This window comes from Klebsiella sp. PK01 (genome assembly GCF_057624675.1).
This window is the reverse complement of sequence record NZ_JBYEZM010000002.1, coordinates 221,916-236,106: the sequence shown is the minus strand read 5'-3', so window position 1 is coordinate 236,106 and position 14,191 is coordinate 221,916. Positions and strand designations below refer to the sequence as shown.

13 protein-coding genes, 1 pseudogene and 1 riboswitch are annotated in these 14,191 nt (G+C 54.1%); of the genes and pseudogenes, 6 read left to right on the top strand and 8 right to left on the bottom strand.

From position 1 onward, the window contains the following. Positions 1-26 precede the first annotated feature (26 nt). The 5 genes and pseudogenes from AC22LX_RS06370 (at position 27) to rlmA (ending at position 4,116) form a co-directional block, all read left to right on the top strand. Positions 27-317: a YebO family protein gene (locus AC22LX_RS06370; RefSeq protein ID WP_045390380.1), complete on the top strand. Its 291-nt coding sequence runs from the start codon at positions 27-29 to the stop codon at positions 315-317. 640 nt (positions 318-957) lie between these two features. After that, positions 958-1,102: pseudogene (locus tag AC22LX_RS06365) on the top strand (DUF2627 domain-containing protein). A gap of 12 nt (positions 1,103-1,114) precedes the next feature. After that, entirely contained in the window at positions 1,115-1,324 is a 210-nt protein-coding gene (gene cspE, locus AC22LX_RS06360; RefSeq protein WP_001062678.1) for a transcription antiterminator/RNA stability regulator CspE, read from the top strand. 190 nt (positions 1,325-1,514) lie between these two features. Next, positions 1,515-3,260: a peptidoglycan glycosyltransferase FtsI gene (gene ftsI / locus AC22LX_RS06355; protein WP_047066878.1), complete on the top strand. Its 1,746-nt coding sequence runs from the start codon at positions 1,515-1,517 to the stop codon at positions 3,258-3,260. Between the two features lie 61 nt (positions 3,261-3,321). Then, on the top strand, positions 3,322-4,116 hold the full coding sequence (gene rlmA / locus AC22LX_RS06350) for a 23S rRNA (guanine(745)-N(1))-methyltransferase (protein ID WP_047077762.1): 795 nt from the start codon (positions 3,322-3,324) through the stop codon (positions 4,114-4,116). A gap of 3 nt (positions 4,117-4,119) precedes the next feature. Here the strand turns inward: rlmA and mntP are convergent, their stop codons facing one another. The 5 genes from mntP to manX form a co-directional block, all read right to left on the bottom strand. Beyond that, positions 4,120-4,686, bottom strand: a complete 567-nt coding sequence (gene mntP, locus AC22LX_RS06345; RefSeq protein WP_045390386.1) for a manganese efflux pump MntP — start codon at positions 4,684-4,686, stop codon at positions 4,120-4,122. A 61-nt stretch (positions 4,687-4,747) separates the two neighbouring features. Further along, positions 4,748-4,897, bottom strand: a riboswitch (yybP-ykoY riboswitch). 199 nt (positions 4,898-5,096) lie between these two features. Then, positions 5,097-5,555: a DUF986 family protein gene (locus AC22LX_RS06340; protein WP_487333880.1), complete on the bottom strand. Its 459-nt coding sequence runs from the start codon at positions 5,553-5,555 to the stop codon at positions 5,097-5,099. A gap of 95 nt (positions 5,556-5,650) precedes the next feature. Next, the gene (locus AC22LX_RS06335) at positions 5,651-6,502 is read right to left on the bottom strand and encodes a PTS mannose transporter subunit IID (RefSeq protein ID WP_015366038.1); all 852 of its coding nucleotides are present in this window, start codon (positions 6,500-6,502) and stop codon (positions 5,651-5,653) included. 12 nt (positions 6,503-6,514) lie between these two features. Further along, the gene (locus tag AC22LX_RS06330) at positions 6,515-7,315 is read right to left on the bottom strand and encodes a PTS mannose/fructose/sorbose transporter subunit IIC (protein WP_015366039.1); all 801 of its coding nucleotides are present in this window, start codon (positions 7,313-7,315) and stop codon (positions 6,515-6,517) included. A gap of 55 nt (positions 7,316-7,370) precedes the next feature. Beyond that, a complete protein-coding gene (gene manX, locus AC22LX_RS06325) occupies positions 7,371-8,336 on the bottom strand; it encodes a PTS mannose transporter subunit IIAB (RefSeq protein WP_045390392.1) in 966 nt (321 codons plus the stop codon). A 445-nt stretch (positions 8,337-8,781) separates the two neighbouring features. Between manX and yoaE the strand changes: the two genes are divergently transcribed. Further along, on the top strand, positions 8,782-10,341 hold the full coding sequence (yoaE, locus tag AC22LX_RS06320) for a CNNM family cation transport protein YoaE (protein WP_045390395.1): 1,560 nt from the start codon (positions 8,782-8,784) through the stop codon (positions 10,339-10,341). Between the two features lie 16 nt (positions 10,342-10,357). Here yoaE and AC22LX_RS06315 read toward each other — a convergent pair whose 3' ends face one another. The 3 genes from AC22LX_RS06315 to AC22LX_RS06305 all read right to left on the bottom strand — a co-directional run bounded on the left by AC22LX_RS06315 (position 10,358) and on the right by AC22LX_RS06305 (position 14,190). Beyond that, positions 10,358-11,953 carry an EAL domain-containing protein gene (locus tag AC22LX_RS06315; protein ID WP_045390398.1) on the bottom strand — a complete coding sequence of 532 codons (1,596 nt, stop codon included), beginning with the start codon at positions 11,951-11,953 and terminating at the stop codon, positions 10,358-10,360. A gap of 130 nt (positions 11,954-12,083) precedes the next feature. Further along, positions 12,084-13,448 carry an L-serine ammonia-lyase gene (gene sdaA, locus AC22LX_RS06310; RefSeq protein ID WP_487333879.1) on the bottom strand — a complete coding sequence of 455 codons (1,365 nt, stop codon included), beginning with the start codon at positions 13,446-13,448 and terminating at the stop codon, positions 12,084-12,086. 163 nt (positions 13,449-13,611) lie between these two features. Then, positions 13,612-14,190 (bottom strand): CoA pyrophosphatase, encoded by a 579-nt coding sequence (locus AC22LX_RS06305; protein WP_487333878.1) that lies wholly within the window; start codon positions 14,188-14,190, stop codon positions 13,612-13,614. Position 14,191 lies beyond the last annotated feature (1 nt).

Sequence of the window (14,191 nt, the reverse complement as noted above, 5' to 3'; positions counted from 1 at the left end):
GAACGCCTTCTCTTTGAGGTGGTGAAATGAGTGAGTTATTGAATCCTGGGATTGTAAGTCTGGCGTCTCTGGCGCTTTCCGTTGTACTGCTGCTGGTGGGGCTGCTGCTGTGGTTCTTTGTGAATCGCGCCAGTTCACGTAGCAATGAGCAAATCGAACTGCTGCAGTCGCTGTTGGATCAACAAAAGCGGCAGAATGCGCTGCTGCGCCGTCTCTGTGAAGCCAATGAGCCGGAGAAAGAAGAGGTTGCTGAACCTTCAGCGGCTGAGAAGGAGAAAAACGACGACGATTTCATTCGTCTCGTTGCCGAACGTTAAGTTGATGAACAGGTGTGCACATCATGTGCGCGCCTGTGAGTGTCATAAAATTTTGCTATAACTTATTCTTATATAATCCCTTATTCCGCCTCAAACTGTTTCCGTTTAATGGATTAAACATCCATGCTCTATTTCACATATTGAATAATCTTTTGAGCTAATCAAAAAAAGTAATAACGAAACGTTTCTATTGCCTGCTGGCAATACTTTGTCATTAATGTTTCATTATTAACGTCTATTTTAGCGAATATTTGTGTGGTAACGAGTTAGCGGTTTAATTAACTCTACTACTGGCATAGTTCAGGCGATTTCCTCTTGTTCTTCAGCGCCATTTTCGCATCATTATGCACAATACGCCGCTGCGCCCCCTTAAATATGGCAGTTCGTATACGTACGTACCTGGACGAACAGAAGTTGTTGAGCTATGGTAAAAAAGTTGCATTTATCAGGCATACGTTATTGTTTGTTTGGTAACAATGCAAAGATAAGCCAGGCGCGGCAAAGACGCATAAATGTGCAGGCGATCAAATGATTTCCTGATAATTTGTGCGAACGATCGTGACACGTTTAAAAATGGCTTGCCATTATTTACGTTGTGTGTGATAACACGTTTCGGGTTAAACGAGGTACAGTTCTGTTTATGTGTGGCATTTTCAGTAAAGAAGTCCTGAGTAAACACGTTGTCGTTGAATACCGCTTCTCTGCCGAACCTTATATTAGTGCCTCATGCAGTTATGTGTCAGTTTTATCTATGTAAGCACCTGCGGGTGAAGAAAACAGTTTAAGGAATTTTGCAAATGGCAAAGATTAAAGGTCAAGTTAAGTGGTTCAACGAGTCTAAAGGTTTTGGCTTCATTACTCCGGCTGATGGCAGCAAAGACGTGTTCGTACACTTCTCTGCAATCCAGGGTAACGGCTTCAAAACTCTGGCTGAAGGCCAGAACGTTGAGTTCGAAATTCAGGACGGCCAGAAAGGTCCGGCTGCAGTTAACGTAACTGCTATCTGATTCAAGACCACTCATCTTGTAAGAAAGCCTCGCTACTGCGGGGCTTTTTAGCATCTGTTGCAAAGTATTTCCAATATTTCCCCTCCGACGCGCTTTGTTGCAAAACATCACCCTTATTAGCACTGTTTAGCAGTCTGTTTTGCCAATTTTCTGTTAAATCAGGTGGTTGCAAAATAATGCTGGAGCTACGGTGCAAAAGAATAAAAGTAAGTCCGCCACAAATTTTCTCCCTATCCGTTTTGGGTTGCTGTGTGTGGCGATTTTGGGATGTCTTGGATTTCTGCTGGCGAGGGTAGGTTGGCTGCAAATCGTCTCTCCGGATAATCTGGTTAAACAAGAGGATATGCGTTCGCTGCGCGAAGAACCCATTGCCGTAATGCGCGGAACTATCAGCGATCGTGAAGGACGCCCGCTGGCGGTGAGCGTGCCGGTAAGCGCAATCTGGATAGATCCACAGACCATGCTGGAGAAGGGCGGCGTCGGCTATGGCCCGCGCTGGCAGGCTATGGCGGAAGCATTGCATCTCGATCTTATTGAGCTCTCTCATCGGGTGCAGTCGCATCCCCATGCCCGATTCCTCTATCTGGCGCGCCAGGTTAATCCGGAACAGGCCGACTGGATCGATAAATTGCACCTCCCGGGCGTTTATTTGCGCGATGAGTCCCGCCGTTTTTATCCGGCCGGACACGTCGCCGCCAACCTGCTGGGCTTTACCAACGTAGATAATCAGGGGATTGAGGGAGTTGAGAAAAGTTTTAACAAACAGCTCATGGGCACGCCTGGGCGTCGGCTGGTGCGCAAAGACCGCCACGGTCATGTGATAGAAAATATTACCGAGCAGGCCGCCGTTCCGGCACATAACCTGCAACTTAGTATCGACGAGCGGCTGCAAACGGTCACGGAGGATGCGCTGGATAATGCCGTGCGTTGGAATAAGGCGGAATCAGGCGCGGCGGTGTTGATCAAGATTGATACCGGCGAAATCCTGTCGATGGCCAGCTACCCGGATTTTAACCCTAATAACCGCGACAGCGCCCAGCTCGATGATTTTCGAAATCGCGCTATCAGCGATACCTTTGAGCCGGGTTCAACGGTCAAACCGCTGGTGATTATGACCGCGTTACAGCAGGGTATCGTGCAGCCGGATAGCGTCGTCGATACCCATCCCTTTACGCTTGATGGTCATCGCATCCGCGACGTGGGTTATTATCCCGAGCTGACGCTCACCGGTATCCTGCAAAAATCGAGCGATACAGGAGTTTCGCACCTCTCACTGGCAATGCCGGTGCAACACTTGATCGACACTTATAAGGCCTTTGGCTTTGGCGACCCGACCGGGCTTGGTTTGACCGGCGAAAGCTCCGGGTTAATGCCGCATCGCCGTTATTGGGGTGAGCTGGATCGCGCCACCTTCGCCTTTGGCTATGGACTGATGGTAACCCCGCTGCAGCTGGCGCATGTCTATGCGACGATCGGCGGTTACGGTATTGAGCGCCCGCTGTCGATAACCCGTATCGACCCGCCTGTCATCGGTACGCGAGTCATGCCGCAAGAGATCGTGCATGAAGTTGAACATATGATGGAGAGCGTGGCGCTGCCGGGCGGCGGCGGTACAAAAGCGGCGGTACGTGATTATCGGATAGCGGTGAAAACCGGCACGGCGAAGAAAATTGGCCCTGACGGAAAATATATCGATAAATATGTCGCCTACACCGCCGGCGTGGCGCCGGCCAGTCAGCCGAAGTTTGCGCTGGTGGTGGTGATAAACGACCCCAGCAACGGTAAATACTACGGTGGGGCGGTATCCGCGCCGGTGTTCAGCCAGATCATGGGCGATGTGTTACGCCTGGAAAACGTGATGCCAGACGGTATGCCGCAAGGCTCTGAGAATCTTATCGTCATGCATAACCGCGAGGATCTGGCTCCCGCGTTGTAACAGTGGTCTGCGAGGGCGAATAGCGCTACACTTTCGCCCTTTCAGCGCCACCGGAGTTATCATGTCTTATACCTGCCCACTATGCCACGCGCCGCTTAGCCGCAGCGCAAATAGCTATATTTGCCCGCAGCGGCACCAGTTCGATCTGGCAAAGGAAGGGTATGTCAATTTACTGCCGGTGCAGTTCAAACGTTCACGTGACCCGGGCGATAGCGCTGAGATGATGCAGGCGCGTCGCGCCTTCCTTGATGGTGGATATTATCAGCCGTTGCGCGAGGCGATTTGCGGCTATCTGCGGACTTTCGCGCCAGGCGAGCTGCTGGATATCGGCTGCGGCGAGGGATACTACACGCATGCTTTCGCCGCCATTGCCGCACGCAGTTTCGGCCTCGACGTCTCAAAGTCGGCGATCCGCGCCGCCGCTAAACGTTACCCGCAGGTCGAATTCTGCGTGGCTTCCAGCCAACGGTTGCCTTTTGCCGATCGCTCTCTGGATGCCGTCGTGCGTATTTATGCGCCCTGTAACGCGGACGAATTAGCGCGTGTAGTGAAAGCTGGCGGTTGGGTGATAACCGCCACGCCGGGGCCGCGCCATTTGATGGAGCTGAAAGGGCTGATCTACGATGAAGTTCGTCTGCATGAACAGAACCGGGAGGCAATGCCGGGCTTTACGTTGCGTCATGAGCAGCAGTTAGCGTATCCGATGCAGTTGAGCGGCGCGCAGGCGGAAGCATTGCTGCAGATGACGCCGTTTGCCTGGCGAGCGAAACCGGAAGTTCGTGAGTCACTGCGCGAGCAGGAAACTTTTGGCTGCCAGACCGATTTCATGATCCACTGCTGGCAGCGCGAAGCGTAAGCGCTAAGGGGCGAAATGGCTCCACAGAATCTGTGCGCCGATACCGATTAGCACAATACCGCCGAGAATTTCGGCCCGTTTGCCGAGCAGCGGGCCGATAAAGCGGCCAACCATAATTCCCAGCGTCGACATGGTAAAGGTGGCGCAGCCGATAGCCAGCGCGGTGGCGATAATATTGACCTGCAGGAAAGCAAGACCCACGCCGACCGCCATCGCATCAAGACTGGTAGCGAATGCGGTGGTCACCAGCAGCCAGAAGCCGTGGCGGCGCGGCGCTTCACACTCCTCGTCATCACCGCCGCGAAAACCTTCAATGACCATTCGCCCGCCGAGAAACACCAGCAGTACGAACGCGATCCAGTGATTCCACTCCAGCACAAACTGGCTCGCCAACATGCCCAGGCCCCAGCCGACCAGCGGCGTCAGGGTTTCGATCGCGCCGAATATAAGACCGGTACGCAGCGCTTCGGAGAACTTAGGTTTATGCAGGGTGGCGCCTTTACCGATAGAAGCGGCAAACGCATCCATCGACATGCCGAAGGCAAGAAGAATAGTGGCAGATATGTTCATGAGCGTGTCCTGACCGGGGAATATCCATATGACACATCGCTGCCCCCAGTAAACATACGCGGAGCTTGAGCATAACGTACAGCAGTGATGTATCTATGGTCTCGCCTGATTGAACGACCGCTCAACCCGTACGTGCCACGTTTTGCAACGAGTATGTTGACACGTACATTTTCCACCTGCGGAAAATCGGCTACTCCCCAACGACGGGCGCAACCTTAACATATTTTTAGAAGATAAAACAATCACAGAAAAATAATATTAGCAACAATAAATGATAACGATTTTCATTTAAAATATTAAGTGAAGGATTGGTTAAATAATATAACGAGGAGCGGTGAGTAAATATAGCCATGGCTATATATTCCGACAGCAATAAATGACGGAAATATAGCGCAGGCTATCTTTGTAAGTTATTGACTATTAATAAGTAATTTGTATATTTTTTCCAGGTCGTCGATATTTCGTACGCGAATAAGCAGGCGCCGCTGCTCTAATTGCATCACCAGTACGCCGTCTTCCGACAAATTCATCGCTTTAATCCGCGGATATTCAATCCACACGTTGGCAAAGAAAAAGCCGCTCTTTTTGAACAAAATTCGCGGCGTACGGATCCAGAACAGATATAGCCCCATTAATGCCAGCGCAGATAATAACCAGGTGGTGATTATTTCACCGTGGCTGGCGATATTGTTGTAGATGAGAATTGCCGTCAGGCCGACGAAAATCATCCCATCGACCCGTCCACGACGCAGCAGGGGGATTGACAGCAGGGTGGGGCCATGGCGGCGCGGCATGATGAATTGGTCGTAGATAGCGAAAGCCACCAGGGCGACGATAAACAGAATGAGCACCAGCTCCGTGATTGCCATTGATCCTCCAGACTGCGTGGGCCTTCGCACAGGCGCACGTTTTAACGCTAAAAAAAAGCCGGGGACAAAGCTGTCCCCGGCCTACAACGTGACGATTATTGACCCAGCAGGCCGACCGCGTAGCCGGCGATACCGATGACGAAGAAGCCAACGATGATCCACAGCGGGTTGACTTTCTTACGCAGCAGCCACATACAGGCGAAGGTCAGCAGCAGTGGCACCAGTCCCGGCATCAGCTGGTCAAGGATGGTCTGCACGGTGGTCACACGAGTCTGGCCATCCTGACCGGTGATAGTGGAAACCACCAGCGGGATATTAACGTGCGTCCATTTGTTGACCAGAGCTCCCATGACAAACAAGCCGAGGATTGACGCCCCCTCAGTCAGTTTCTGCAGGAAGCCGCCGCCCATATCCTTAACGATGTCCACGCCTTTACGATAGCCGTATGCTACGCCGTAGTAGCGGGTCAGCAGACGCACGGCATTGAACAGGATAAAGAACAACAGCGGACCGAGCAGGCTACCGCTCATCGCGATACCGGCGCCGAGTGCGGCGAATACAGGGCGTACGGTACCCCAGAAGATCGGGTCGCCGACGCCTGCCAGCGGCCCCATCAGGCCAACTTTGATACCGTTGATTGCGCCATCGTCGATTTCCGCGCCGTTAGCACGCTGCTCTTCCATCGCCAGGGTTACGCCGAGTACCGGCGCCGCGACGTACGGATGGGTGTTGAAGAACTCAAGGTGACGCTTAATAGCCTGCTTACGCGCATCGTTGTTCTCAGGGTACAGGCGACGGATTGCCGGAACCATAGAGAAGCAGAAGCCCAGCGCCTGCATACGTTCGAAGTTCCATGAACCCTGGAACAGGTTAGAACGAATGAACACGCCACGAATATCACTCTGAGTGAGTTTTTTCTCGGTGGTATTTTTAGTCATATCAACCATTTCGCTCACCTGTTAGTCCAGTTCGTTATCGAGATCGTTGTTACCAGCCGCCTGAGCCGGGGCACCCGCTACGCGGTTATATTTCGGGCTCAGCTGAATGTAGAGAATGGCCATGACGGCACCAATCACCCCCAGCGCAACCAGGTTGAAATTGGTGAAGGCCGCGGTGACGAAACCGAGGTAGAAGAACGGCATCAGGTAGCCCGCGCGCATCATGTTGATGACCATCGCGTAACCGACGACGACGATCATACCGCCCGCGATGTTCAGACCGCCAGTTACCACTTCCGGAATAGCGTTCAGCAGACCCTGAACTTCGCTGGTGCCGACAGAGATGGCTACGATAACCGCCGGGATGGCGATACGCATCGCCTGCAGGAACAGCGAGGAAACGTGCAGCCAGGAGATGGCCGTCAGGTTACCGTTTTCAGCGGCTTTATCCGCCGCGTGCTGGAAGGCAACGGTGATGGTACGCACGATAATGGTCAGAACCTGGCCTGCCGCCGCCAGCGGGATAGCCAGCGCGATACCGGCGCCGATGCTTTGGTGGCCGGCAATAACCAGTACGGTAGAAATAATGGACGCCAGCGCGGCATCAGGCGCAACCGCCGCACCGATGTTCATCCAGCCCAGGGCGATCATTTCCAGCGTACCGCCGATGATGATACCGGTTTTCATGTCGCCGAGAACGGCGCCGATTAAGGTACAGGCGACCAGAGGACGGTGGAACTGAAATTCATCAAGTACCGACTCCATACCCGCAATACACGCGACGATGAACACCAGCACAATCTGAAGAAGGGTAATCTCCATTGTACTTCTCCTGTTGATTAAGTCTTAAAGTGAAAATTGGCTCGCGAGCGCCGGGTTATTTATCCACCTTGGCGATCAAATCCATCATTTTCAGTTTCTGGTCGGTGGAAACTTTGCGCGCTTCCAGTTCAATACCGCGGGCATTCAGTTTTTTGAATGCTTCGATATCGGTTTCATCGACCGAAATCGCGTTATTCACCTGCGTTTTACCCTGACGGAAAGCCATACCGCCGATGTTGACGCTGGTAATTTTCACGCCGCCTTCAACAATACGTTCAACGTCCGTTGGGTTGGTAAATAACAGCATGACGCGCTCGCCGGCGTATTTCGGGTTGTTGTAAACGCGGATCATCTTCGCGACATCAACAACGTGAGCGGTCACGCCCGGAGGAGCCACCTGGGTCAGCAGCGTTTTACGCACCGTATCGGCGGCGACTTCATCGCTGACCACGATAATGCGGGTGACGTTGGTCTCTTTGGTCCAGCGGGTCGCAACCTGGCCGTGGATAAGACGGTCATCGATACGCGCCAGGCCAATCACCATGTAATCATTTGGACCCATCGGTTTAGCGGGTGTCGCCGCTTTTGGCGCGGCCGCCTGCACCGGTGCCGCTTTTTCAACCGGTTTGGCTTTCAGCGCTTTCACGCCTTCGCTACCGGTTTCCACCGCCAGCGCCACCAGCTCATCAAACGACGGATCGTCGTCGCGGGCCATGAAGGTTTCGACCAGCATCGGGACGTTGACGCCAGCGATCACTTCATAGTTTTCTTTATCAACAACAATGCGGCTTGCCGCGTTGAATGGACTACCGCCCCACGTATCGACGAGGAACAGCACGCCTTTTGTGGTATCCAGTTTTGCCAGCTGTGCATTGTACTTTTCGATGAGCGTTTCGGCGTTTTCACCGGGAACGAAATCGATCCAGCCAACGTTTTCCTGCTCGCCCAACAGCATTTCTGCGGTTTTCAGCAGTTGTTCTGCAGCCCAACCATGTGTGCCTATTACAATAGCAATCGTCACTTGCTACCTCCGTTATTATGGTGAATGCATCATCTGGTCTGATACATCCTGAATCACTCTTGTGGAAAAATCGATTCAGTAAGGGTGTAAGATCTAATTTAATTACTACCGCGAATTATTTTAGATAGTGAAAAAATAATTAATGTGATGGAGCTCCGTAAATTACGCTTCGATAATCAATAATTTCGCAGCGCAAAAAATAGCCTTAGCTATTGCAAAGACAGGTAAATTTTTGCCAATTCTGCGCTATATTTTGCTATGTTTAGCTTCCGTTTAATTACTCAGGAGTATAGGGCATAGCCCGCCGTATGGACCGTCATCGACGTCTTTTCACCCTCAGGCACTCGTCTGCCGCCTCTACCTCACACGCTTTTTTACCAGCAACTATTGTTTCGCCGGTGCATGACATCGCGATGACTACCGCTGTCGTTAACGGGAGCCGCTCATGGAATTCTTAATGGATCCCACCATTTGGGCTGGCCTGCTGACGCTGGTGGTCCTCGAAATTGTTCTGGGTATCGATAACCTGGTCTTTATCGCCATCCTTGCCGATAAACTGCCGCCAAAACAGCGTGATAAGGCACGTATCATCGGCCTGTCGCTGGCGCTGATTATGCGTCTGGGGCTGCTCTCGGTTATCTCGTGGATGGTCACCTTGACCAAGCCTTTGATAAGCATAGGCGATTTTTCGTTCTCCGGGCGCGATCTGATCATGCTGGTCGGCGGTATCTTCCTGCTATTCAAGGCGACGACAGAGTTGCATGAACGACTGGAGAACCGCCAGCATGATGCCGGCCACGGCAAAGGCTATGCCAGCTTCTGGGTGGTAGTGCTACAAATTGTGGTGCTGGATGCCGTCTTCTCACTTGATGCGGTGATTACCGCCGTCGGCATGGTGAACCATTTGCCGGTGATGATGGCTGCGGTCGTTATTGCGATGATCCTGATGCTGTTGGCTTCGAAGCCGTTAACCCGCTTCGTGAACCAGCACCCGACGGTTGTCGTGCTGTGTCTTAGCTTCCTGCTGATGATTGGTCTGAGTCTGGTGGCTGAAGGCTTTGGCTTCCATATTCCTAAGGGCTATTTGTACGCGGCGATTGGCTTCTCGATAACCATTGAGTTCTTTAACCAGGTGGCGCGGCGTAACTTTATCCGCCACCAGTCGACGTTGCCGCTGCGCGCGCGTACCGCTGATGCGATTCTGCGCCTGATGGGCGGTCGCAAACAGGCGGCCGTCGCGCACGATAGCGATAGCCCGGCGGCAGTGCCGGTGCCGGAAGGCGCGTTTGCTGAAGAAGAACGCTATATGATTAACGGCGTGCTGACCCTGGCGCAGCGTTCATTGCGCAGCATCATGACCCCGCGAGGCGAAATTAGCTGGGTGGATGCTGAACAGAGCGAAGAAGAAATTCGTCGCCAGCTGCTTTCGTCTCCACACAGCATGTTCCCGGTTTGCCGCGGCGAGCTTGATGAAATCATCGGTATTGTACGCGCCAAAGAGATGCTGGTGGCGCTGGAAGCGGGGGAGAACGTTGCCGCAATGGCTTCCGCTTCTCCGGCGATTGTGGTGCCGGAAACGCTGGACCCGATCAACCTGCTGGGCGTGCTGCGCCGGGCGCGCGGTAGCTTTGTCATCGTCACCAACGAATTTGGCGTGGTGCAGGGGCTGGTGACGCCGCTGGACGTCCTGGAAGCGATTGCCGGTGAGTTCCCGGATGCGGATGAAACGCCGGAAATTGTGCTGGATGGCGAGGGGTGGTTAATCAAAGGCTCAACCGACCTCCACGCGCTGCAGCAGGCGCTGGGGCTGGACGACCTGGTCAACGAAGACGATGATATCGCTACCGTTGCCGGGCTGGTTATCTCCGCGAACGGCCATATCCCGCGGGTAGGCGATGTTGTGGAACTGCCGCCGCTGCAGTTTACCATTGTTGAAGCGAACGATTACCGCGTCGATCTGGTACGGGTTATTAAAACCGTACACGATAACGACGAAGAAGAGTAATGTCGAACCCGCCGGGCTAAACTTGCCCGGCGGGTTGTTTTTTACCCCCAGTCGCCGCCAGACGGTGTTTCTCCTCCGCCAGCCAGCGCGGAAAATCCTCTACCGGTAACGGGCGGGCATAATAATATCCCTGTAGTAAATCCACGCCGTGGCTGCGCATGTAAATCTTCTGTTCCTGAGTTTCGACCCCTTCGGCAATGGTGACGATTTTGAGCCGGTGCGCCAGGGCGATAATCATATCGGTCACCGTCGCGTTGACGCCATCAATGCCAATGGCGCCGGTATAAGACTTATCAATCTTCAGTACATCCGGGCGGAGTTTTTCCAGCCAGGACAAAGAACTGTTGCCGGTGCCGAAGTCATCAATGGCCAGCTGGACGCCTTTAAAATGCAGGTGCTCCGCCATGTGGTGATCTCCCTCACGCAGGACATCGCGTTCAGTCAGCTCGACTACCAGCTGCTGTACCGGATTAGCGCTGAACCAATAGGTGTGCAGATCGCGCAGCAGTTCGCCATTACTGAAATGACGCGCCGCCACGTTAATACCAATATGAAAATTGGCATCCTGCGGGAAATAATGTAGCCGGCGGGCGGTTTCGGCGATGACGTAGCGGGTCAGGGGGACTATCAGGTTGTAGCCTTCAGCAATAGGAATAAAAACATCCGGTGAGATATTGCCGCGGCGCGGATTGTTCCAGCGCAGCAAAATTTCCACGCCGCAGCACTGCTGGGTGCGTAAATCCTGCAGCGGCTGGCACCATACCTCGAACTCGTGGGCGGCGATACCCAGGGTTATTTCGCGCGAGAAAGTCATTCGTCCTGCGGTCGTCAGCCAGGCGATACCGGTCATCAACAGGCTGAACATCAGCGCCAGCGGTAATTCAGCGGGCAGCTCTTCTAAGGCCACCGCGGAGGCTCCCGGGCCGCTGATGTTGATGGTAAAGGGGAACTGGCTGGAACTTTGCCGGTAAATTATCGGCAGACCCGGCAACTGATGACTTTCGACGACGCCGACATCGCTGAGAAAGCTCTTGTTGCCTACAGTGAGGCTGATGTCGCTTATGAGCGATGATTTTTCTTTGAGAATCAATTCGCCAAGCAGCTCGATATTAATAATTAACAACGCGCCGTCGGCGCCGCTCACGGAGGAGGGATACCACTGGATCAGTACCGGCGTGCCTTTGAGCAGTGAGTTGTCGGTTGAAAAGGCCAGCAGCGGCTTTACCGTCGGCAGTGTGGGCTGTAGCTGATGAATGGCCACATGGCGCGGGCCAAAAATGCTGGAGCAGTAGGCCATCCCGGACTGAACAAGGATGATTGAGCGCACGGTCTGTAGCGTGGCTGCGGTTTTACGCAGTTCAAGATGTACATCCTGACAGGGTTTGCCGACCATACTTAGCAGGGTAGCGTGTTTTGCCGCCAGCGGTTGCAGGATATTGTCCATCGCGATCACCATATTGCGGGTCACCGTTTGGATACGCTGCTGATTTTGGCTACGCTGTGAAATAAATCGGATTGTCAGGGTGACGGCAAGCGTCAGAAATGCAACGGCCAGGCACACCAGAATGCGCTTGCGGCGATATGTCGAAATGACCTTCTGTGCATTTTGCATGCGCGGCGCCCTGTCGGCTAAATAGAGGAATAAGAGTAACAGCCGGCTTAAAGCAAGTGTAGTGGGTAAGATAAGTTGGTGGGAGAAAAAGAAAAATGCGCCCGGAAAGGGCGCATTTCACAGATGAGTTTTAGTCACACTGCACTTTGATAGCCAGGCCGCCGCGAGAGGTTTCGCGATATTTGGCGTTCATGTCTTTACCCGTTTCGTACATGGTCTCGATAACTTTATCGAGAGAGACGCGCGGTTCGCTGGTGCGGCGCATCGCCATACGCGCGGCGTTAATCGCCTTCACGGAGGCGATAGCGTTACGCTCGATGCACGGCACCTGAACCTGTCCGGCGACCGGGTCGCAGGTCAGGCCGAGGTTATGTTCCATGCCGATCTCCGCCGCCACGCAAACCTGCTCCGGGCTGGCGCCGAGCAGTTCAGCCAGGCCCGCCGCCGCCATTGAACAGGCGACGCCGACTTCGCCCTGACAGCCGACTTCAGCGCCGGAAATGGACGCGTTCATCTTATACAGTGCGCCAATCGCGCCGGACGCCATAAAGTAGCGAATATAGATATCCGGGCTGACGGACTCGATAAAGTGATCGTAATAGGCGAGCACCGCCGGAACGATACCACAGGCGCCGTTGGTCGGCGCGGTAACGACGCGGCCGCCGGCGGCGTTCTCTTCGTTGACCGCCAGCGCGAACATGTTCACCCAGTCGACAACGTTCATCGGATCGTTAGACAGTTTATCGCTGGCGACCAGCAGGCGACGCAGCGCCGAAGCACGACGCGGCACGCGCAGCGGCCCCGGCAGCACGCCTTCGGTGTTCATGCCGCGATCGATACAGGCGCGCATGGTTTGCCAGACGTTTTCGAAATAGGCTTCGACCTCTTGCTTGCTGTGCAGCGCCAGTTCGTTTTGCATCACCATGCCGGAGAGCGACAGACCGGTTTCTTTGCAATAGCCCAGCATTTCCTGCGCCGATTTAAACGGATACGGAACCTGCAGTTCGCTCGCGTCTTCTTTGCCGAAATGCTCTTCGTCGACGATAAAACCGCCGCCGATTGAATAGTAAGTTTTGCTGTAGATTTCTTTCTCGCCGGCCCAGGCATGGATAGTCATGCCGTTTTCGTGCAGCGGCAGGTTGTCGCTACGAAAACGCATGCCGTCATCCGCCGGGAAGTCGACTTCGTGTTGCCCGTTTGCCAGCAGCAGACGGCCGCGAGTTTCAACGTCGCGGATAAATGCCGGGATCGCGTCAATATCGACCGTTGCAGGCAGATTGCCCGCCAGCCCCATGATAATGGCGATGTCCGTGTGGTGGCCTTTGCCGGTTAATGAAAGCGACCCATAAACGTCAACGGCGACGCGCGTCACTTCATTAAGCAATCCCTTTTCGACCAGGTCATCGACGAACTGTTTACCGGCCTTCATCGGCCCTACAGTATGGGAAGATGAGGGACCAATCCCCACCTTGAACATGTCGAATATACTAATCACGATAACACTCCTGACAGGGTTACCGCGGTTGCGGTAACGATGTAATAACTGCGCATAGTGTAAGAGGGAACCGGGTTGTCAGCTTAACTATTCACATGAATTAAACTAATGGATAACCTTGGTTTTACTAATAGTGCGAGCGGCTTCGCATTACTTATTATAGCTAAGGGCGAGTGCCGATTTGCAGCGCCAGCTCGCGAATAATGCCGGCGGTCATTCCCCAGACAAAATAATGTTGGTACCACGATAGCCAGACGCGATGAGAATTACCGCGCCGATGGATGTCCAGCGGGTGGTAGCGACCCAGGCGCAGCGCCTCTTCCAGCGGCATTTCAAACACCGCAGACACCTCGTCCTGACTGGCATGATAGTGCAGGTCCGGGGGGATTATGCCGACCACCGGCGTCACCTGAAAGCCGGTGACGCTGTCGACCGGCGGCAGCACGCCGATCACTTCAACGGCTCCCGGCGGGATCGCCACTTCTTCCTGCGCCTCGCGCAGCGCGGCGGCGATCAATGTAGCGTCGGTGTTATCAACTGCGCCGCCGGGGAAGGCGACCTGGCCCGCGTGCTTGCGCAGCAGCGGCGAACGCTGGGTCAATAGCAGCCCCGGCTGCGGGCGCCGGACAATCGGCACCAGTACCGCCGCCTGGCGCTGGTTCAGCGACTGCGGCGAGGGCTGCGGGCGCAGCAGTTGAAAACGGGAAAGAAAGTCGTCCAGATCGAGGGCGTTAGCCGCCATG